The organism is Enterobacter cloacae complex sp.6700776 (assembly GCF_048284255.1).
GTDB lineage: Bacteria > Pseudomonadota > Gammaproteobacteria > Enterobacterales > Enterobacteriaceae > Enterobacter > Enterobacter intestinihominis.
Genome location: NZ_JBLVYK010000002.1, coordinates 72,268 through 92,354, shown reverse-complemented (window position 1 = coordinate 92,354; position 20,087 = coordinate 72,268). Strand labels below are relative to the sequence as shown.

21 protein-coding genes and 1 pseudogene are annotated in these 20,087 nt (G+C 57.7%); 9 read left to right on the top strand and 13 right to left on the bottom strand.

All coding sequences use genetic code 11. The features are described 5' to 3' along the window. From ACNQ0T_RS04450 to ACNQ0T_RS04410, 9 genes are all read right to left on the bottom strand, one after another. Entirely contained in the window at window positions 1-531 is a 531-nt protein-coding gene (locus ACNQ0T_RS04450; RefSeq protein ID WP_022649339.1) for a cupin domain-containing protein, read from the bottom strand. A gap of 10 nt (window positions 532-541) precedes the next feature. Continuing rightward, window positions 542-1,798 (bottom strand): MFS transporter, encoded by a 1,257-nt coding sequence (locus ACNQ0T_RS04445; RefSeq protein WP_417929663.1) that lies wholly within the window; start codon window positions 1,796-1,798, stop codon window positions 542-544. 25 nt (window positions 1,799-1,823) lie between these two features. Continuing rightward, window positions 1,824-3,011, bottom strand: a complete 1,188-nt coding sequence (locus ACNQ0T_RS04440; RefSeq protein WP_417929662.1) for an NAD(P)/FAD-dependent oxidoreductase — start codon at window positions 3,009-3,011, stop codon at window positions 1,824-1,826. Then, entirely contained in the window at window positions 3,008-3,934 is a 927-nt protein-coding gene (locus tag ACNQ0T_RS04435) for a VOC family protein (RefSeq protein ID WP_417929661.1), read from the bottom strand. The genes ACNQ0T_RS04440 and ACNQ0T_RS04435 overlap by 4 nt, the downstream gene beginning before the upstream one ends. Window positions 3,935-4,012: 78 nt before the next feature. Then, a complete protein-coding gene (locus ACNQ0T_RS04430) occupies window positions 4,013-4,801 on the bottom strand; it encodes an IclR family transcriptional regulator (RefSeq protein WP_032671673.1) in 789 nt (262 codons plus the stop codon). 12 nt (window positions 4,802-4,813) lie between these two features. Further along, window positions 4,814-5,563: an SDR family oxidoreductase gene (locus tag ACNQ0T_RS04425; RefSeq protein ID WP_063147405.1), complete on the bottom strand. Its 750-nt coding sequence runs from the start codon at window positions 5,561-5,563 to the stop codon at window positions 4,814-4,816. Continuing rightward, a complete protein-coding gene (locus ACNQ0T_RS04420; protein ID WP_017692695.1) occupies window positions 5,563-6,585 on the bottom strand; it encodes an aromatic ring-hydroxylating oxygenase subunit alpha in 1,023 nt (340 codons plus the stop codon). The genes ACNQ0T_RS04425 and ACNQ0T_RS04420 overlap by 1 nt, the downstream gene beginning before the upstream one ends. Before the next feature lie 10 nt (window positions 6,586-6,595). Further along, window positions 6,596-6,904, bottom strand: coding sequence for a recombinase-like helix-turn-helix domain-containing protein (locus tag ACNQ0T_RS04415; RefSeq protein ID WP_022649346.1), 309 nt, complete (start codon window positions 6,902-6,904; stop codon window positions 6,596-6,598). Then, entirely contained in the window at window positions 6,901-7,224 is a 324-nt protein-coding gene (locus ACNQ0T_RS04410) for a Rieske (2Fe-2S) protein (RefSeq protein ID WP_003860044.1), read from the bottom strand. The genes ACNQ0T_RS04415 and ACNQ0T_RS04410 overlap by 4 nt, the downstream gene beginning before the upstream one ends. 415 nt (window positions 7,225-7,639) lie before the next feature. Between ACNQ0T_RS04410 and ACNQ0T_RS04405 the strand changes: the two are divergent. After that, window positions 7,640-7,972 (top strand): annotated as a pseudogene (locus tag ACNQ0T_RS04405) (MFS transporter); the annotation flags it as partial. Between the two features lie 76 nt (window positions 7,973-8,048). On the opposite strand, the gene speB reads toward ACNQ0T_RS04405, so the two are convergent. The 3 genes from speB to yqgB form a co-directional block, all read right to left on the bottom strand. Then, window positions 8,049-8,969, bottom strand: a complete 921-nt coding sequence (speB, locus tag ACNQ0T_RS04400) for an agmatinase (RefSeq protein ID WP_017382921.1) — start codon at window positions 8,967-8,969, stop codon at window positions 8,049-8,051. 209 nt (window positions 8,970-9,178) lie between these two features. Continuing rightward, window positions 9,179-11,155 (bottom strand): biosynthetic arginine decarboxylase, encoded by a 1,977-nt coding sequence (gene speA, locus ACNQ0T_RS04395; protein ID WP_022649348.1) that lies wholly within the window; start codon window positions 11,153-11,155, stop codon window positions 9,179-9,181. A gap of 8 nt (window positions 11,156-11,163) precedes the next feature. Continuing rightward, window positions 11,164-11,295, bottom strand: coding sequence for an acid stress response protein YqgB (gene yqgB / locus ACNQ0T_RS04390; RefSeq protein ID WP_057979949.1), 132 nt, complete (start codon window positions 11,293-11,295; stop codon window positions 11,164-11,166). Window positions 11,296-11,955: 660 nt separating this feature from the next. On the opposite strand from yqgB, the gene metK reads away from it, so the two are divergent. The 8 genes from metK (at window position 11,956) to ruvX (ending at window position 19,096) form a co-directional block, all read left to right on the top strand. Continuing rightward, the gene (gene metK, locus ACNQ0T_RS04385) at window positions 11,956-13,110 is read left to right on the top strand and encodes a methionine adenosyltransferase (protein WP_022649349.1); all 1,155 of its coding nucleotides are present in this window, start codon (window positions 11,956-11,958) and stop codon (window positions 13,108-13,110) included. 416 nt (window positions 13,111-13,526) lie between these two features. Next, the gene (galP, locus tag ACNQ0T_RS04380) at window positions 13,527-14,924 is read left to right on the top strand and encodes a galactose/proton symporter (RefSeq protein ID WP_023298566.1); all 1,398 of its coding nucleotides are present in this window, start codon (window positions 13,527-13,529) and stop codon (window positions 14,922-14,924) included. A gap of 59 nt (window positions 14,925-14,983) precedes the next feature. Next, complete coding sequence (locus ACNQ0T_RS04375; protein WP_032626162.1) at window positions 14,984-15,481, top strand: SprT family zinc-dependent metalloprotease; 498 nt, start codon at window positions 14,984-14,986, stop codon at window positions 15,479-15,481. A 94-nt stretch (window positions 15,482-15,575) separates the two neighbouring features. After that, window positions 15,576-16,283, top strand: coding sequence for a deoxyribonuclease I (gene endA / locus ACNQ0T_RS04370; protein ID WP_023306912.1), 708 nt, complete (start codon window positions 15,576-15,578; stop codon window positions 16,281-16,283). 51 nt (window positions 16,284-16,334) lie between these two features. Then, the gene (gene rsmE, locus ACNQ0T_RS04365) at window positions 16,335-17,066 is read left to right on the top strand and encodes a 16S rRNA (uracil(1498)-N(3))-methyltransferase (RefSeq protein ID WP_003860033.1); all 732 of its coding nucleotides are present in this window, start codon (window positions 16,335-16,337) and stop codon (window positions 17,064-17,066) included. 31 nt (window positions 17,067-17,097) lie between these two features. Continuing rightward, entirely contained in the window at window positions 17,098-18,045 is a 948-nt protein-coding gene (gene gshB, locus ACNQ0T_RS04360; protein WP_003860032.1) for a glutathione synthase, read from the top strand. Between the two features lie 74 nt (window positions 18,046-18,119). Then, window positions 18,120-18,680: a YqgE/AlgH family protein gene (locus ACNQ0T_RS04355; protein ID WP_022649353.1), complete on the top strand. Its 561-nt coding sequence runs from the start codon at window positions 18,120-18,122 to the stop codon at window positions 18,678-18,680. Beyond that, on the top strand, window positions 18,680-19,096 hold the full coding sequence (gene ruvX, locus ACNQ0T_RS04350; protein ID WP_006811925.1) for a Holliday junction resolvase RuvX: 417 nt from the start codon (window positions 18,680-18,682) through the stop codon (window positions 19,094-19,096). Before ACNQ0T_RS04355 ends, ruvX begins: the two co-directional genes overlap by 1 nt. A 10-nt stretch (window positions 19,097-19,106) precedes the next feature. Here the strand turns inward: ruvX and ACNQ0T_RS04345 are convergent, their stop codons facing one another. Further along, entirely contained in the window at window positions 19,107-20,087 is a 981-nt protein-coding gene (locus tag ACNQ0T_RS04345; protein ID WP_022649354.1) for a type IV pilus twitching motility protein PilT, read from the bottom strand.

The window sequence follows — 20,087 nt, the reverse complement described above, 5'->3', positions numbered from 1 at the left end:
TTAGTTCCGCTTCACTTTCGAGAGCGGATGGTCGGACGGATAGGTCGGGATTTCCGGCTTGTTGGTTCCCAGCATGACGCACATCAGCGCCTCCTCTTCCCCGTGGTTAAACAGGCCGCGATAGATGCCCGGCGGGACGGAGATCAGGTCACGCTCGCGCAGCACGGTTTCGGTGTAGTTGTCGCCGTCCTGGATCATCAGCGTGATCTGCCCCTTGAGCATGAAGAACACCTCTTCCACGTCGTCGTGCAGGTGCAGCGGCCCTTCGCACTTCGACGGCAGTACCATGGTGGAGAAGGTAAAATGGTCCGCCTGCACGGTATTGGTGTCGTTCGCCACGCCGGTTGCGCCGGTGCCGATGTAGCGCATCTGCGCCCGGCGGTATTTCGGGTCAAAATCGGCCTGGAACTTCAGCGCGTTCCAGTCGTATTTACGGCCTTCGAAGCGCGCGATGCGCGACTCGACCCACTCTTCCATCGTCAGATGGTCAGGTTTGATGCCCGTTTTGTGGGTTACGGTTGAATCAGTCATGACACTCTCCTCAGTAACGTCTCAGCAGCGGCAGTAACAGGACGCAGCCCACCGCCGCCATCACCGCCAGAAAAATCAGCCCGGAATCCATGCTGTGGGTGAAGGCGATAAGCGCGCCCATCACCGCCGGCGACAGCGCGCCTGCAAAGTTTCCCAGCCCGTTGAAAATGCCGCCCGCCGTGGCGCTCACCCGGGGATGGGTGGCCTTCGCCAGCAGGGCGAAAATGTTGGGCGCGCCGGTGCCCCACATAAAGGTGCTGAAGCTCATCGCCGCGATGACGGCGAGCGGGGTATCGAGGTGCATCACCGCCGCCAGCCCCACCGCCGCCCCCGCCATCGAGATAAAGCAGGCCGCCGCGCGCTTATCGACCCTGTCCGAGAGCCACGCGCCAATCACTTCCCCCGCCAGCATGGCGATGAACGGCATCGACGACAGCCAGCCTGCATGCTCAAGGTGAATGCCTTTGCCTTTGATCAGGTAGCCCGGCAGCCAGCCGTTGATGCCCCACAGGTAGGTCAGGAACGCGATGTTAAAGATGCAGATGATCCAGAAGTGCGGGCTGACGAACAGCTCGCGCCGCGCGGCACGCCGCTCGTCCTGTGACGCCTGCGAAGTGCCGGGTTTAGCCTCCAGACGGATCCCGCGCAGGCCGATGCGTACAAAGATAAGCACCGGCACGGTAAGCATGGCCATGACAAAGAAGGTGCTCTGCCAGCCGAAGGTGTTCAGCAGCCAGAGGGAGAGCGGGAAGCCAATTGCCGCCCCTACCGGTGTGCCCAGCAGCCACAGCATGGTGGCGCGCGCCTGCAGATGCTGCGGGAAGTTGTGGCGCACGATGGCGAAAGCCAGCGGGAACAGCGGCCCTTCCGCCACGCCCAGCAGGATGCGCAGGACGATCATCAGCGTGTAGTTATGGGTAAAGCCCATCGTCACCATCAGCACGCACCACACAGCCATCATCCCGGTGAGCAGGCGCAGCGGCGCGATTTTGTCGCCTAAACCGCTCAAAAATACCGACGAAAAGCCGTAGCTCAGCAGGAAGGCGCTCATCAATATGCCGAGGCGCGTGGTGTCGAAATCAATGCCCATCGCCTGCTGGAAATGGGTATCCGAAAAGAGCGCCGCGATGCTGATTTTGTCGAAAAACGCCAGCAGCACGCAGGCCAGCAGCGACAGCGGGATGGCCCAGCGCACCGCTTTTTCGGGCGTGCGGGTCCCCTCACCGCTCGCCTCAACCGGCGCGGTGTTCGTCTCTAGTGTGGTCATCTCTCCCCCTACGGGTGCGGGTTAGCTATCGCAGTGACATCAGTGAAAATGTCGGGTCGGCAAGCGGTACGTTCGACAGATCCCGCCCCGCCGCCATCCAGCGCTTCGCCAGCTTGACGGTGCGCGCATCGTTGAACGCCACCAGCTGCGTCAGCCGCCCGTTTTCATCCAGCGAGAAGAACAGCGCATCTTCACGCACTATCGTTTTACTCTCCGGCTGCGGAATACCGAGGATCTGAATATTGTGCTGATATTGATCCGACCACAGCCACGGCGCGTCGTCATAACCTGGCGCATCGCGGTTGAGCATCGCTTTCGCCGTCGCCACCGCCTGATTCTGGGCGAAGGCCCAGGACTGGATGCACAGGCCGTAGTGATGGTGCTGGGCGACATCTCCTGCGGCAAAGATGAATGGATCCGAGGTGCGTCCATGGGCATCCACCACGATCCCGCGCCCGGTTTTCAGCCCCGCATCAAGCGCCAGCTCCAGATTGAGATCGACGCCGATCCCGACCACGACCGCATCAAAGGTTTCACGGTTGCCGTCGCAGTGGATGACCGGCAGTCCGCCGTCGTCCTCCAGCTCCAGCGCGCCGCAACCGGTACGGATCTCCACCCCCTGCTCGCGGTGGATGGCCTCCAGGCGCTGGGACACCTCGCCGCTCACCGAGCGCATGCAGAGCGCAGGCTGCTGCTCGAACAGGGTGACCGCCACGCCGCTTTTCCGCGCGGAAGCGGCAATCTCAAGGCCAATCCAGCCGCCGCCGATAATCGCCAGTTTGTGACTTTCCGACAGGCGACTTTTCAGGCGCTGCGCGTCCTGCCAGTGGCGCAGGGTGTAGACCTGCGGATGGCTGGCCCACGCCTGCGAAGGCAGGCGCGCCCGCCCGCCGGTAGCGATTAAAAGGATGTTGTAACTAAGACGTTCGCCGTTGCTTAAACGCACGATTTTCTCTTCACGATCGACTGATTCAGCACGCAGCGGGCGGTACCAGATCAGGTTCAGCGCCTGCTGCGCTTCTTCGCTAAACAGCCGCGGAAGCGCCGCGTCCGGCTCCAGCAGAGACGCTTTTGACAGCGGCGGCCGCTCGTAGAAATCCCATTCCTCTTCCGCTACCACGCAAATCTCGCCGTCGAAGCCCTCGTCACGCAGGGTTTTCGCCGCCCAGCCGCCCGCCTGGCCGCCGCCGATAATGACAATGCGCGATGTCATACCGCCTCCGGCTTTTTCTGCTGACGGCGCGTGTCGTGGTCAATCCCGCCCTCCACCGCCCATTCGGTAAAGGAGACCAGGGAGTGCTCCAGCTCACGCGGCTGCCAGTTTTCGGTCAGGTAGTCGTCGTTGGTGTAATACTCAAACGCGCCGCCGGTCGGGCTGTTGACGTACCAGAAGTACGCCGACGACACCGGATGACGGCCCGGCCCGATAAAGGTGCTCCAGTCATGTTTATTCATCGCGATACCGCCGCCGATCACCTCGTGGATGTCGCGCACGGTGAAGGCCACATGGTTGAGGCCGCGCTTGCGGTTCGGCAGTTGCAGCAAGAACAGGTTGTGATGGCCGCCACGCGCCCCGCAGCGCAGGAACACGGCGCGGTTGATATAGCGATCCGAGACCTGGAAGCCGAGCACCTCGCGGTAGAATTTCTCTACTGCCGCCAACTCTTCCACGAAGAACACCACATGCCCCGCGTTGATCGGCTGGGCGCGATCGTAAACCGGGCTGGGCGTGTCGATACGGCGGGCGTCGCCCCACTGGTTTATTGGCTCGACGTTAAGCTCCACGTCGGTCTGCTGGGTCACCTGCACGCGCAGCGTCATGCCGTTCGGATCCAGGCATTCCAGCGCGTCGCCCACTTCACGAAAACCTGGCTGTTGCGCCAGCTTCGGGCGCAGCGCGTCCAGCTCAGACTGTCTGGCAACCGCCCAGGTCATGCGGCGCAGAGTGTTGCCCGCTTCAAACGCGGGCGGCAGGTCGGGGCTGTCGATCGGGTTAAGCTCCACGCGCGCGCCGCTCAGGGTGGTGAAACGCTGGCCGCTGGCATCGCCCGTCAGGCCAAAATCACGCATAAATTTGGCGCAGTGCGTCAGATCTTCCACACCAAATTCCAGCTTTTCAATTCCGGTTATACTCATCGTTCGTTGCCTCATCTGGCCCAGATTGGGCGTAAAACATGCCCGACGCAGTCAAGCGCCTGACGTTAACTCACTGATTTAACTGGCCTGTGACAGATACCCTAAGAAGCCAGAAATTTTATCCGCCGCAAGGCGAACCTCGTTTTGCAGGCGCTCGCGGTCGCTCAGTGGGATCTCCTCCGACGGCACCAGAATGCTGACCACCGCCGCCACGCGGCCGCTTCGGTCATACACCGGGTAGACGATGGAAGAGATGCCGTGGCGGAAGAAGGATTCGCCAATGACATACCCGCGGGCTTTGTCCTGCTGCACCATCTGCCACAGGGCTTCGCGGTCGTGAAGCTGCCCCGGCGTGTTGCCCGGCAGGCGCTCATGCGGGAACAGCTGTTCGAAATCAGCGCGGGAAATATCGGTCAACAGCATGCGGCCCAGCGAGGTGCAGTGCACCGGCAGACGGGTACCAATGCTGACCTGGTTGATACGCGACCCGGCGGCGCTGACGCGGGCGATATAGATAATGTCGCGCCCGTCGCGGATCGCCAGATGGCTGCTGCACTGGCTCACGTCGCGCAATTGCTCGATCACCGGCTGGCCGACCTGCGCCACGTCCAGCGAGGCGATGTACTCAAAGCCAAGACGCAGCACGTTCATGCCCAGCGAAAAGGTATTGGTGCGCGTGTTGCGCTCCAGAAATCCCATGTACTCCAGCGTCTGTACCACGCGATAGGCGGTGGCCTTCGGCATATCCACCAGCCGATGCAGTTCGGCAAAGGTCAGATCGCGATGCTGCTCGCCAAAGGCCAACAGCAGCTGTAAACCGCGCTCCAGCCCCGGCACCAGATACTTCACTTCCTGATCGTTTGCCATCATCGCCCTACCTTAGTTAAAGACAAAACCGCCGTTGACCGGGATCAGCTGTCCGGTGATGAACCGCGACAGATCGCTTAACAGCCAGACCACGCTGCCGGTGACGTCTTCCGGCTGCTGTGCCCCGGTTAACGCGCGGCCGTTTTCGTAGAGTTGATGCCGTTCGGCGGGGACATATTCCGTCGCCTCGACGCGGGTTAGCCCCGGCGCGATGGCGTTAATGCGTATACGCTTTTCACCCAGTTCGCGCGCCATTGAGCGGGTCATGGCAATCACGGCGCCCTTGCTGGCGACGTAGGCCATCAGGCGCGGCGCGCCCCACAGTGCGGTGTCGGACGCGACGTTCACGATGCCCGCCCCCTCGCGCAGCAGCGGCACCGCGGCGCGCGTCACCAGCCAGGTGCCTTTGACATTGACGCTCATCACCCGATCCCAGAGATCCGGATCGTAATCGAGCATATTTTTGCCGCCGACGCCCGTCGCCATCGCCGCGTTGTTCACCAGGCCGTCAATCAGCCCCTGCTCGCCAATCGCGCTGAACACCTGCTCAATGGACTGCGGATCGGCCAGATCGATAACGTGCGATTCGATCGCATATCCCCGCTCGCTCAGCCGGTGGGCGCTCTCGGCCAGCTCGCCTTTGAGGATGTCGCACATCACCACCGCCGCGCCCTGCTCCGCGCAGGCCTGGGAAAAGTGGTAGCCCAGCCCGCGCGCGGCGCCGGTTATGACGATGCGCTTACCGCTCAGCAGCCCGTTCATCAGGCGGCCCCCTGCTGTGCTTCACGCATCGCCAGCTGCTCTTTGGCGGCCTTTTGCATCATGCGACGCAGGCGCGAGAGGCCAACGTCGTGCTGATACAGGTATTCATGATCGCGGGCGTTTGGCGCCAGGCTCTCCAGCACCACGCGGTCCTGCTCCAGCACTTCCCAGTGCAGTTTTTCCAGCCGGTTGCGGTACATGAAGCGCCACATATCGCGCTGCCAGCCCTGCACCCGGCGAATGCGCCAGAAGAAGACGCGGCAGTTGTCGTTATCTTCCGGCACCACCATGCCGACGATAAAGAAGTGGCCGCCCGGCCCGAAACGCTTCTTGTACGGAATGGAGAGACGCATCCAGCAGGTGCCGCTGTTGCCCAGCTCCACCCAGTCGAAGTTGACGCCGCTCTGCCCTTTCTTCTCAAAGATAAAGCCGGTTTTGGTCGGCTGGAGCACCATGTCGGCCTTGCGATCCCCTTCCGCCATCGAGTGCGAGGAGGAGTGCAGATAGGTGCCGTGCATCGGGTCCATCACGTTTTCCAGCGCGTACTGGTAATTGCATTTCCACGCGGCGGTGCAGAGGAAGTTGCTGAAGTTTTCCGTGTCGGCGAGTTCATCCGGGAAGGTCAGTTCGTCCGGCTGCTGATCCGCGGTGACGCCAAACCAGAGGAAGATGGCGCCGTGCGCCTCCTGCACGTTATAGCTGCGCACGCACTGCTGGCCGACCAGCGGACATTTATCCACAGCGGGCACGTCTTTCACCTCGCCGTTGCCCGCCACCTCTACGCCGTGATACCAGCAGGCGATGCGGTCGCCGAGGTTCCAGCCCATAGACAGGCGCGCGCCGCGGTGCGGACAACGGTCCTCCAGCGCCTGCACCTGGCCGTCTTTGTTGCGCCAGACCACAATCTGCTCGCCCAGGCGGGTGATGCCCACAGGAGCAGACTGCACTTCCCAGCTCGCCAGCACCGGATACCAGAGGCCGCGCAGGCCTTTATCCAGATAGTGTTGTACGGTCGTTGTCATCGCATTGCCCTCAGTAGCCGTTAACCTGTAAGAATGCCTGGAAGCTGGCGTCGCTCCACGGCTCGCCCTGCTGGTCGTGCATGCGCACCGCGTTCAGCCCGTTTACCAGCTCCGGCAGGGTTTCAACGCCCTGTTCGAAAAGCTCTTCCAGCGTCGCAATCAGCTTCACCTCCCAGCTTTCCGGCTCACGGCTGCGGGTCTGCCAGATCAGGTTCTGGTACTCGCCCGGCTTGTGAATGGCGCCATTACCGCCCTCTGCCGGCGGGGTAAACTGGCGGCTTTCCGGCAGCGCCGGGTTGTAGTTCAGCGTGTCGCTCATGCCACGGTCTCCTCAACAAAGGTAATCTGAATCTGGTTTTCAAAGACCCGAACCGGGTAACGGTTGAGGTTGCGTCCTCCGGGGCCGTGCAGACACTGGCCGGTTTTGACGTCGAACACCGCCTCGTGCAGCGGGCATTCCACCTTGCCGTCTTCTACGAAGCCCTGACTCAGCAGGGCATAGGCGTGGGGGCATACGTCTTCCAGCGCGTAATATTCACCGTCGATCAGGTAAACGCCGATCTCTTTCCCGTCGACGTTGCCGCTAAAAGGGAAATCTTCCTGTACTTGTTCTGCGTCACATACGCCTATCCAGCTCATCACGATCCTCCAGGCTTTTGTTTCATATATGAAACTCTGTTTCTTATTTAATACGGTCAATATAAAAGCGATGAATGTTTCGTCAAGCGACAATGTGACGAATTTGTTAATCGATCGGCAATTAATTAACTAAGTGTGCAAGGGATCACGAAAAAATGCAGCGATATGAAATTTTCATTATTACAGCGTGAGAAATACGTTTTTTTAATGGTCTCTTATTTTGAATAAAAGATATTGACTTCCTTTCTTTTTACTCTTTAAAAATAAATTAACGTCACCTCTTTCGCGTTTCACCGGTGAAACTCATTTTTAATTTATCTTTAATAAACAATGAGTTTCACAGGTGAATCATTTTAGCTCCGTGACAATCACATTGATGAAAAATATAAGTTACAAAAAACGTAAGGCGGACATGATGACGGCAAGATGGCAAGGCACGATTGCGCTTTTATTACTCATTATTATTTCGTACGTCGATCGGGTAAATATCTCGGTAATGATTTTAAACCCGGAATTTGCCGAACATTTTCAGTTAAATGAAAACAGAATGTTACAGGGTCTACTCATGACCTGCTTTCTTCTGGGTTATGGTTTTTCCGCTCTATTATTAACGTCGGTTATTGAAAGCAAACTTCATTATCGGCAGGGATTATTAAGCAGCATTGCGCTTTGGGCCGCGGTCTGCGCGGTTTCGCCTTTGTTAGGCTCGCTGACCGGAATGGTCATCGCCCGCGAAATAACCGGGGTTTGTCCACACCTTCACGCTGGCCTGGGGAATGTTGCTGCTGCGCATGCGGCGCGCAGCAGCAATCAGCGCGTAAGGCTTATTCGCCTTTTTTCGCTGCCTGGATGTAGAGCATTTCCAGCGCCAGGGTCGCCGCGGCCAGCGCGGTGATCTCGGACTGGTCATAGGCCGGAGCCACTTCCACCACGTCCATCCCGACAATGTTCAGATCCTTCAGGCCGCGCACCAGCTTGATGGCGCGGTCTGAGGTCAGGCCGCCGATCACCGGCGTACCGGTGCCCGGCGCAAATGCCGGATCCAGGCAGTCGATGTCGAAGGTCAGGTAGACAGGCATATCGCCGACGATCTGCTTAACCTGAGCCAGAATATCGTCCACGCCGCGATCGTTCACCTGGCCCGCGTCGAGTACGGTGAAGCCGTTGTCTTTGTCGAACTCGGTGCGGATGCCGATCTGCACGGAGTGGTTCGGATCGATCAGGCCTTCTTTCGGCGCGGTGTAGAACATGGTGCCGTGGTCGAATTCGCAGCCGTTCGCGTAGGTGTCGGTATGCGCGTCAAAGTGCACCAGCGCCATTTTACCGAAGTGCTTCGCGTGAGCGCGCAGCAGCGGCAGGGTCACGAAGTGGTCACCGCCGAAGGAGAGCATGCGTTTACCGGCCGCCAGCAGCTTCTCGGCGTGCGCCTGCAATTTTTCGCTCATTTCGCGCGCGTCACCGAAGGCGTACACCAGATCACCGCAGTCCACCACGTTCAGGCGCTCGCGCATGTCGAAGTTCCACGGGAAGCGGTTGTGCTCCCAGGCCAGGTTGGTGGAAACCTGACGGATTGCCGCCGGGCCATGACGTCCACCCGCACGACCGGACGTTGCCATGTCGAACGGTACGCCGGTGATCACCCAGTCAGCATCGCTGTCGTAAGGCTGGAAGTTCATCGGAAGGCGTAAAAAACCAAACGCGTTAGATACCAGAGAGTTATCGTACTGATGACCTAAAGTGCTCATGTCCTGACCTCTTATAAAGTCGATACATTAAAACAGATGAAAAAAAATCCCCTCCGCGTCGTTAAACCCGACGAGGAAGGGATTGATTCGTAAATCGCATAGTGGGGCGAATTATCGCCGTTAATTCATACGGGTTCAAGTGAGTATAGGGCATCGTGCGGTCTGATGCCCTCACCCCAACCCTCTCCCACCGGGAGAGGGAGGTTTTACTACTCGTCTTCCAGATACGTATACCCGTACAGACCCGCTTCAAACTCTTCCAGGAACTGCTGCTGCAGCGCATCGTCCAGACCGGTGTTTTTGACCTGATCGCGGAACTGGGTGAGCAGTTTTTTCGGATCCAGCTGAACGTATTCGAGCATATCCGCCACGGTGTCCCCTTCGTCGGACAGCTCAACCTCCACGCTGCCGTCAGGGAAGACAAACACGTCAACCGCTTCGGTATCACCGAACAGGTTGTGCATGTTGCCGAGGATCTCCTGATACGCACCCACCATAAAGAAGCCCAGCATTGGCGGGTTCTCCGGATCGTACTCCGGCATTGGCATGGTCGTTGCGATACCGTCACCGTCGACGTAGTGGTCAATCGCGCCGTCTGAGTCACAGGTAATGTCCAGCAGCACCGCGCGGCGTTCCGGCGCATGATTCAACCCTTCCAGCGGCAGAACCGGGAACAGCTGGTCGATACCCCAGGCATCCGGCATCGACTGGAACAGGGAGAAGTTGACGTACATTTTGTCCGCCATACGTTCCTGCAACTCGTCGATAATCGGACGGTGTGCGCGGTTGCTCGGATCGAGCTGCTTCTGCACTTCATGACACATGTTCAGATAGAGCTGCTCCGCCCACGCGCGTTCCTGCAGGCTAAAGGTGCCTGAAGAATAACCGACGTGAATGTCGTGCAGATCCATCTGGCTGTCGTGCAGCCATTCGCGCAGAGAACGACGCGTGCCCGGCTCGTGCATCTCCTGCCAGGTTTCCCACATGCTTTGCAGGGAACGTGGGGCATCGTCTGCCGGAGGCGTGGCTTCAGTGATTTCGCTGCGCTCAACGCCGATGATGTTAGAGACCAGCACCGTATGGTGCGCAGTGACCGCGCGGCCGGATTCGGTGATCACCGTCGGGTGCGGCAGGCCGTGCTCTTCGCAGGCATCGCCAATCGCCCAGATAATGTTGTTGGCGTATTCGTTCAGGCCGTAGTTGACCGAGCAGTCAGACTGCGAGCGTGTCCCTTCGTAATCCACGCCCAGGCCACCGCCCACGTCAAAGCACTGAATATTTACGCCAAGCTTGTGCAGCTCAACGTAGAAACGTGCCGATTCACGCACGCCGGTGGCAATGTCGCGAATGTTGGCCATCTGCGAGCCAAGGTGGAAGTGCAGCAGCTGAATGCTGTCCAGACGACCGCGCTCGCGCAGAATTTCCACCAGCTGAAGCACCTGGTTCGCCGCGAGGCCGAACTTGGATTTTTCACCGCCGGAAGACTGCCATTTACCGGAACCCTGCGACGCCAGTCGCGCACGCACGCCAAGCCGTGGGATCACGTTCAGACGCTCGGCCTCTTCCAGCACGATCGCGATTTCGGTCATCTTCTCGATCACCAGATAGACCTTGTGGCCCATCTTCTCGCCAATCAGCGCCAGACGAATGTATTCGCGGTCTTTATAGCCGTTACAGACGATCACCGACCGGGTCATGCCCGCGTGCGCCAGAACCGCCATCAGCTCCGCTTTGGAGCCAGCTTCCAGGCCCAGCGGTTCGCCGGAGTGGATCAGGGACTCAATCACGCGACGGTGCTGGTTTACCTTGATCGGGTAAACAAGGAAATAGTCGCCGTTATAACCATACGATTCCCGCGCGCGTTTGAACGCGGCGTTAATAGAACGCAGGCGATGTTGCAGGATCTGCGGGAAGCAGAACAGTGCAGGCAAGCGCTGACCCTGGGCTTCACGGGCTTTCACCAGCTTAGCGAGATCGACGCGCGCTTCCGGGACGTCCGGATCCGGGCAGACACTGATGTGGCCCAGCTCGTTAACGTCGTAGTAGTTATTGCCCCACCAGGCAATATTGTAAGTGCGCAGCATCTTGCTGGCTTCCTGGGAGCTCATCGCAACCTCCTGCATAGAACGTAGTACACCCTGTTCGCCTGCTGACGAAGGCGAAAGCGAAGACATGTCGTCAGACATAGCGAACCTCAACTCTTTGTATTAAGTGTAAAACAGTTGACTACTATCGCAGCGTTATACGGCGATAACAACCCATTAACGGCTCCATTTCCCAGCAGAGTATGCTGAAATCCAGACCGTGCGACCGGTTTCTTATTCATATCATTGTAAAACACGTATCCGAACTCTGTATGACAAGGTTCGGCGAAACCACGAGAAAACTCCTGTATTAACAAGAGCGCCCTTGTTCAGTTTTCACAAAGCGTGACCGGCTCTGGAATCCTGAGAAGCACCGAGATGGGTATAACATCGGCAGGTGTTTAGACCAGAAGTGCGGGTGGGAATCAAATGCGCGCCAGAACGGCTGCGCTGAATGAGCGGAAAACAATGGTTCATTATCTCGTATCACCTCCACGGCCGCCTCTGCTGAAACGGACCACAAGCCAAAGCTAAAAGTTCACTGCTTAACCCGGCTGGAAGTGGCGACACGATGTGTTCATCGAGCGCTTATTTTATATGAGCCGCGCGCCGCGTTTTATACCGAGAAGGTCGCTAAAAAGCAAAACAAAAATGCGCAGGTTGCCAGCGCCGTCAGGAAAAATTTCCAGCCGTGTTTTCAACGCAGTGAGAGGTGAGTCAAAAAAAACTGGAAATCGGGTGAAGAAGTGACCTAAAATAGACGTCCAGATGTTAATCCATCCATACCGATTAACACTCAGACTGCCAGTGTCAAAATCCTGCAGGCCTTGGTAGAATTATCTCCTTTGGCTATTCCACACAGCAGTTCGAGCTAACCAAATTCCTTTTAGGTGAAATAAAACATGGCAAAACACCTGTTTACGTCCGAGTCCGTATCAGAAGGACATCCTGATAAAATTGCTGACCAAATCTCCGATGCGGTGCTGGATGCGATCCTCGCGCAGGATCCAAAAGCGCGCGTAGCGTGTGAAACCTATGTCAAAACCGGCATGGTTCTGGTTGGCGGTGAGATCACCACCAGCGCATGGGTTGATATCGAAGAGATCACCCGTAACACGGTGCGTGAGATCGGTTATGTACATTCTGATATGGGCTTTGATGCCAACTCCTGCGCCGTACTGAGCGCTATCGGCAAACAGTCCCCGGACATCAACCAGGGCGTTGACCGTGCCGATCCGCTGGAACAGGGCGCGGGCGACCAGGGCCTGATGTTCGGCTACGCGACCAACGAAACCGACGTGCTGATGCCAGCGCCGGTGACTTACGCACACCGTCTGGTGCAGCGTCAGGCTGAAGTGCGTAAAAACGGCACCCTGCCGTGGCTGCGTCCGGATGCGAAAAGCCAGGTGACCTTCCAGTATGACGACGGGAAAATCGTCGGCATTGATGCCGTGGTTCTTTCCACGCAGCATGCTGAAGATATTGACCAGAAATCCCTGCAGGAAGCGGTGATGGAAGAGATCATCAAGCCGGTTCTGCCAACTGAATGGCTGAGCTCTGCGACCAAATTCTTCATCAACCCAACCGGACGCTTCGTTATCGGCGGCCCAATGGGTGACTGCGGTCTGACCGGTCGTAAAATCATCGTAGATACCTACGGCGGCATGGCGCGCCACGGTGGCGGCGCGTTCTCCGGTAAAGACCCGTCTAAAGTGGACCGTTCTGCGGCGTACGCTGCACGTTATGTGGCGAAAAACATCGTTGCTGCGGGCCTGGCTGACCGCTGTGAAATTCAGGTTTCCTACGCCATCGGCGTGGCTGAGCCAACCTCCATCATGGTGGAAACCTTCGGTACTGAAAAAGTGCCTTCTGAACAGCTAACCCTGCTGGTGCGTGAGTTCTTCGACCTGCGTCCATACGGTCTGATTCAGATGCTGGATCTGCTGCACCCAATCTACCAGGAAACCGCAGCGTACGGTCACTTTGGTCGCGAACATTTCCCTTGGGAAAAAACCGACAAAGCCGCCCTGCTGCGTGATGCTGCCGGTCTGAAATAATCGACTGCCAGCAGCTTAAACAGGCCAGCCTTTGTGCTGGCCTTTTTTATGTCGGGTGGCGGCTATGCCTTACCCGACCTACGGGTAGTGAATTTTGGTAGGCCGGGTAAGGCGCAGCCGCCACCCGGCAATGTTTGGAACCGTTTACACCTCACTCTCTATACCCCGCTTTCAGAATATTCTCTTTGCATGATCGCATTTCTTCTGCTGTTACATTCCCTTTCAGTTAAGTCTGAAATTTGTGCAAACGCGATGCATATCAATTAATTTACCTCTATATTTTCAAAGCTTTAATTATTTTTACGGTTACAAACTAGTGTAACCGATTACACCGTTGTGATTTGACTCACATATTTTTATGAGCCGCTCACCTACTCTTAATATCGTAAAAACTGATAACCCAACTGGAGGGCATAATGCCTGACAATAATAAACAGGGGCGTACGTCCAATAAGGCAATGACGTTCTTCGTCTGCTTCCTCGCCGCTCTGGCAGGATTACTCTTTGGCCTGGATATTGGCGTAATTGCCGGTGCATTACCTTTCATCACCGATGAGTTCCAGATTAGCGCACACACTCAGGAATGGGTGGTCAGCTCCATGATGTTCGGTGCCGCCGTCGGCGCGGTCGGCAGCGGCTGGCTCTCCTTTAAGCTCGGGCGTAAAAAGAGCCTGATGATCGGCGCGATCCTGTTCGTTGCCGGCTCACTGTTCTCTGCCGCTGCGCCTAACGTTGAAGTGCTGATCCTCTCCCGCGTGCTGCTAGGTCTGGCAGTGGGCGTGGCGTCTTATACTGCCCCGCTGTACCTGTCTGAAATCGCACCGGAAAAAATCCGCGGCAGCATGATTTCCATGTACCAGCTGATGATCACCATCGGTATTCTGGGGGCTTATCTTTCCGATACCGCCTTCAGCTACAGCGGCGCATGGCGCTGGATGCTGGGCGTCATCATCATTCCGGCCATTCTGCTGCTGATTGGTGTCTTCTTCCTGCCGGACAGCCCGCGCTGGTTCGCCGCCAAACGCCGCTTCCACGATGCCGAACGCGTGCTCTTACGCCTGCGTGATACCAGCGCCGAAGCCAAAAACGAGCTGGAAGAGATCCGCGAAAGCCTTAAGGTCAAACAGTCCGGCTGGGCGCTGTTCAAAGAGAACAGCAACTTCCGCCGCGCGGTGTTCCTCGGTGTGCTGTTACAGATCATGCAACAGTTCACCGGGATGAACGTCATCATGTATTACGCGCCGAAAATCTTCGAACTGGCGGGCTACACCAACACCACCGAACAGATGTGGGGCACCGTGATCGTCGGCCTGACCAACGTGCTGGCGACCTTTATCGCTATCGGTCTGGTGGACCGCTGGGGGCGTAAACCAACCCTGACGCTGGGCTTCCTGGTCATGGCCGTCGGGATGGGCGTGCTGGGTACCATGATGCACATGGGCATTCACTCCCCAACGGCACAGTACTTCGCCGTGGCGATGCTGCTGATGTTTATTATTGGGTTTGCGATGAGCGCCGGTCCGCTGATTTGGGTACTGTGTTCTGAGATCCAGCCGCTGAAAGGGCGTGATTTTGGTATCACCTGCTCTACCGCAACCAACTGGATTGCCAACATGATCGTCGGCGCAACGTTCCTGACCATGCTCAATACCCTGGGTAATGCCAATACCTTCTGGGTCTACGCCGGTCTGAACCTGTTCTTTATTGTTCTCACTATCTGGCTGGTTCCTGAAACCAAACATGTTTCACTGGAACACATTGAACGTAACCTGATGAAAGGTCGTCCTCTGCGCGAAATCGGCGCACACGACTGATCCTCCTGCGGGGAGGCGCCTCTTGCGCCTCCCCGCTTCCCGCTTTATGCTCTGCCCCTATGAAATCTCCCCGTCTCCCCATCGCCATTCAGCAAGCCGTTATGCGCAGCCTGCGGGAAAAACTCGCCCAGGCCAACCTGAAGCTCGGCCGCAATTATCCTGAACCGAAGCTGGTCTATCAGCAGCGTGGCACCGCGGCAGGCACCGCCTGGCTGGAATCGTATGAGATCCGCCTGAATCCGGTGTTGATGATGGAAAATCAGCAGGCGTTTATCGAAGAAGTGGTGCCGCACGAGCTGGCCCACCTTCTGGTGTGGAAACACTTTGGCCGCGTCGCGCCGCACGGCAAAGAGTGGAAATGGATGATGGAGGCGGTGCTCGGCGTTCCGGCTCGCCGCACCCACCAGTTCGAGCTGGAATCGGTACGCCGCAATACGTTTCCCTACCGCTGCCAGTGCCAGCAGCACCAGCTTACCGTCCGCCGTCACAACCGCGTGGTGCGCGGCGAGGCTACCTATCGCTGCGTAAAGTGCGGCGAACCACTGGTGGCGGAATAATCACTCGAACTTTCAGGAACTTTCCTGATCTGAATGATTGCATACGGGAACAACATTCGTTACGTTGCGGGCTCGTTTTGACACGGAGTGTAAGATGTCCCGTAATGTTTCTCTCGCAGTCGCTTTTCTGGCGGCGGCGCTCTCCGGCCATGCTCTGGCCGACGGTATTCACAGTTTCTCACAGGCAAAAACCGCAGGCGTAAAGATTAACGCCGACGTACCGGGTGATTTCTACTGCGGCTGTAAAATTAACTGGCAGGGTAAGAAAGGGGTCGTGGATCTGGGATCCTGCGGCTATAAGGTGCGCAAGAACGAGAACCGCGCCAGCCGAATCGAATGGGAACACGTTGTTCCGGCCTGGCAGTTTGGCCACCAGCGCCAGTGCTGGCAGGACGGTGGACGTAAAAATTGCGCAAAAGATCCGGTCTACCGCCAGATGGAAAGCGATATGCACAACCTGCAACCCGCCGTGGGTGAAGTCAATGGCGACCGCGGAAACTTCATGTACAGCCAGTGGAACGGTGGCGAAGGCCAGTACGGTCAGTGCGCCATGAAGGTCGATTTCAAAGAGAAACTCGCCGAACCGCCTGCCCGCGCGCGCGGCAGCATCGCCCGCACTTACTTCTATATGCGCGACCGCTACGATCTCAACCTTTCCCGCCAGCAGACGCAGCTCTTCAATGCCTGGGACAAGCTCTACCCGGTGACGGACTGGGAATGCCAGCGCGACGAACGTATCGCCAAAGTCCAGGGGAATCACAACCCTTACGTCCAGCGGGCTTGCCAGGCGCAAAAGAGCTAACCTACACTACGGCAATTCGCTTATATCGCATGACACATGGAATTTCTGACTATGCGCATCCCTCGCATCTATCACCCTGAACTGATTACCCCAGGCGGCGAAATCGCCCTGTCTGATGATGCCGCAAACCACGTAGGCCGCGTGCTGCGCATGGGCGCAGGCCAGGCGATTCAGCTCTTTGACGGCTCTAATCAGATTTTTGACGCTGAAATTACGCGCGCCGATAAAAAAAGCGTGCACGTGAAGGTGCTGCGTGGCGATGTGGACGACCGGGAATCCCCGCTGCACATTCACCTTGGCCAGGTGATGTCGCGCGGGGAAAAGATGGAGTTCACCATTCAGAAATCCATTGAACTGGGTGTAAGCCTCATTACGCCACTTTTTTCTGAGCGCTGCGGCGTTAAACTGGATGCGGAACGTCTGAACAAAAAGATCCAGCAGTGGCAGAAAATTGCCATTGCAGCCTGTGAACAGAGTGGCCGCAACCGCATCCCGGAGATCCGCCCGGCGATGGATCTGGAGGACTGGTGTGCAGAAGAGGAAAGCGGGCTTAAGCTTAATCTTCATCCGCGCGCCAGCGCCAGCATCAATACGCTGCCGCTGCCCGTTGAGCGCGTACGCCTGCTGATTGGCCCGGAAGGCGGCCTGTCGGCTGACGAAATCGCCATGACGGCGCGTTACCAGTTTACTGATATTCTGTTGGGACCTCGCGTTCTGCGCACTGAGACAACGGCACTCACCGCCATTACCGCCCTACAGGTGCGATTTGGCGATCTGGGTTGAAGCAAAGCCTGACCCATAACCGGAGAAGAACATGATTAAGCTCGGCATCGTGATGGACCCCATCGCAAACATTAACATTAAGAAAGATTCCAGCTTCGCTATGCTGCTGGAAGCGCAGCGTCGCGGCTATGAACTCCACTATATGGAGATGAACGATCTGTACCTGATCAACGGTGAAGCCCGCGCACGTACCCGCATCGTTAACGTCGAGCAGAACTACGAAAAATGGTACGAATTCGGCACCGAGCAGGATATTGCCCTGGCCGACCTTAACGTGATCCTGATGCGTAAAGATCCGCCGTTCGACACCGAATACATTTACTCCACCTATATCCTTGAGCGTGCCGAAGAGAAAGGCACGCTGATCGTCAACAAGCCGCAGAGCCTGCGCGACTGCAACGAGAAGCTCTATACCGCATGGTTCTCTGACCTGACGCCGGAAACGCTGGTCACCCGCAGCAAAACGCAGCTGAAAGAATTCTGGCAGAAGCACGGCGACATCATCATGAAGCCGCTGGACGGCATGGGCGGCGCATCGATCTTCCGCGTGAAAGAGGGCGACCCGAACATTGGCGTGATTGCCGAAACGCTGACCGAGCTGGGAACCCGCTACTGCATGGCGCAAAACTATCTGCCGGCCATTAAAGACGGCGACAAGCGTGTGCTGGTTGTAGACGGCGAGCCGGTGCCTTACTGCCTGGCGCGTATCCCGCAGGGTGGTGAAACCCGTGGCAACCTGGCGGCCGGAGGCCGTGGCGAACCGCGTCCGTTAAGCGAAAGCGACTGGGAAATTGCCCGCCGCGTCGGCCCTACGCTGAAAGCCAAAGGCCTGATCTTCGTTGGCCTCGATATCATCGGCGATCGTCTGACCGAAGTGAACGTCACCAGCCCGACCTGCATTCGTGAAATCGAAGCGGAATTCCCGATCTCGATCACCGGAATGCTGATGGACGCTATCGAAAAACGTTTACAGAAATAACCTGTGACAGCGCCTGTGTTTATCCCCATACTGGGCGCTGTCGCTTTTTAAACCAGGAAACAGTACCTCTGACAATGAATTTACAGCATCACTTTCTTATTGCCATGCCTGCTCTCCAGGATCCGATTTTCCGCCGCGCCGTGGTCTATATTTGCGAATACAACGAAGACGGCGCAATGGGGATTATCATCAATAAGCCGCTGGAAAACCTTCAGGTCGAAGGCATTCTGGACAAGCTGAAAATCCCTGCTGAAGCGCGGCTGCCGGAAATCCGTCTTGATAAACCTGTGATGCTCGGCGGACCGCTTGCAGAAGATCGTGGCTTTATCCTGCATACCCCGCCGGTTTTCTCGTCCAGCATTCGTATCTCCGATAACACCGTCGTCACCACCTCTCGCGATGTGCTCGAAACACTGGGCACGGCAAATCAGCCTTCTGAGGTGCTGGTTGCGCTCGGCTACGCTTCCTGGGAAAAAGGGCAGCTGGAACAAGAAATTCTGGACAACGCCTGGCTGACGGCCCCTGCGGATATGAATATCCTGTTTAAAACCCCTATCGCCGATCGCTGGCGTGACGCGGCAAAACTGATTGGCATTGATATTCTGACCATGCCTGGCGTTGCGGGGCACGCGTAATGAGCGGCACCCTTCTCGCCTTTGACTTCGGCACCAAAAGCATCGGCGTCGCTGTGGGTCAACGGATCACCGGCACCGCCCGCCCGCTCACAGCGCTGAAAGCTAACGACGGCACGCCGGACTGGAACCTTATTGAGCGCTTGCTCAAAGAGTGGCAGCCGGACGACGTGATTGTCGGTCTGCCGCTGAACATGGACGGCACCGAGCAGCCGCTTACCGCCCGCGCACGCAAGTTCGCGAACAAAATCCATGGCCGCTTTGGCGTCTCCGTTAAGCTGCACGATGAACGTTTGAGCACCGTCGAGGCACGCGCTGGCCTGTTCGAGCACGGTGGCTTCCGGGCGTTGAACAAAGGCAGCGTGGATTCAGCTTCAGCCGTCATTATCCTCGAAAGCTATTTCGAACAGGGTTACTGAGCGCCGGGGCCTACAGCCGCCCCTGCGCCCGTCGCTCCGCCAGACTCTGCTCAAAGTTCTGCATCCCCGCCTGCTGCCCCGTTTGAATAATGCCCGGCAGTTGCCAGGTTTTGCCTTCGCGGATCAGGTTTGCCGCCGCCGACGTATTCACCAGTAGCTCATACAGCGCCACGCGCCCGCCCTGGACATCCTGACGCAGCTTCTGCGCCAGTACCGCACGCAGGCTTCCCGCCAGCTGATTACGAACCGGATCTTTCTCCTGCGCCGGGAAGGTATCGACCAGGCGCTCGATCGCCTGCGCCGCGCCGCGCGTGTGCAGCGTGGCCAACACCAGATGGCCAGTCTCAGCCGCCGTCAGCGCCAGGCGTATCGTCTCGCTGTCGCGCAGCTCACCAAGCAGAATCACATCCGGATCTTCACGCAGCGCACTGCGCAGGGCCTCGGCAAAGGACGGGCTATGCTGGCCTATCTCCCGCTGCCGGATGAGGCAACGTTCACTCTGGTACATAAACTCCACCGGATCTTCCAGGGTCAGAATGTGCCCGTCCGTATGGTGATTGAGAAAATCGACCATCGCGGCCAGGGTGGTCGATTTCCCGCTGCCGGTGGCGCCGGTGACCAGAATCAGGCCATTGTCATTGGACAAAAGCTCCGGGATCGCGCGCGGCACGCCTAACGCAGAGAGCTGCGGACACGTTAGCGGCAACAGGCGTAGCGCGATCGAAACGCCGTGCATATGCTTAAACGCACTGCCGCGCAGCCGCTGACCGCCTGTGAGGGTAACGGCAAAATCTACCTGCCCGTTTGCCCACCAGGCACCCTGCTGCTCGTCGTTGAGCCACGCTTTTAATAACGCCTCCACATCGGGGGGCGGAAACGGCGCAGGTTCAAGACGGCCTGACCTGCGCCAGCGCGGTGGTGAATCACTGCACAGGTGTAGATCGGAGACGTTATGCTTTACACTAAGGGCCACAATTTCTTCCACATCCAT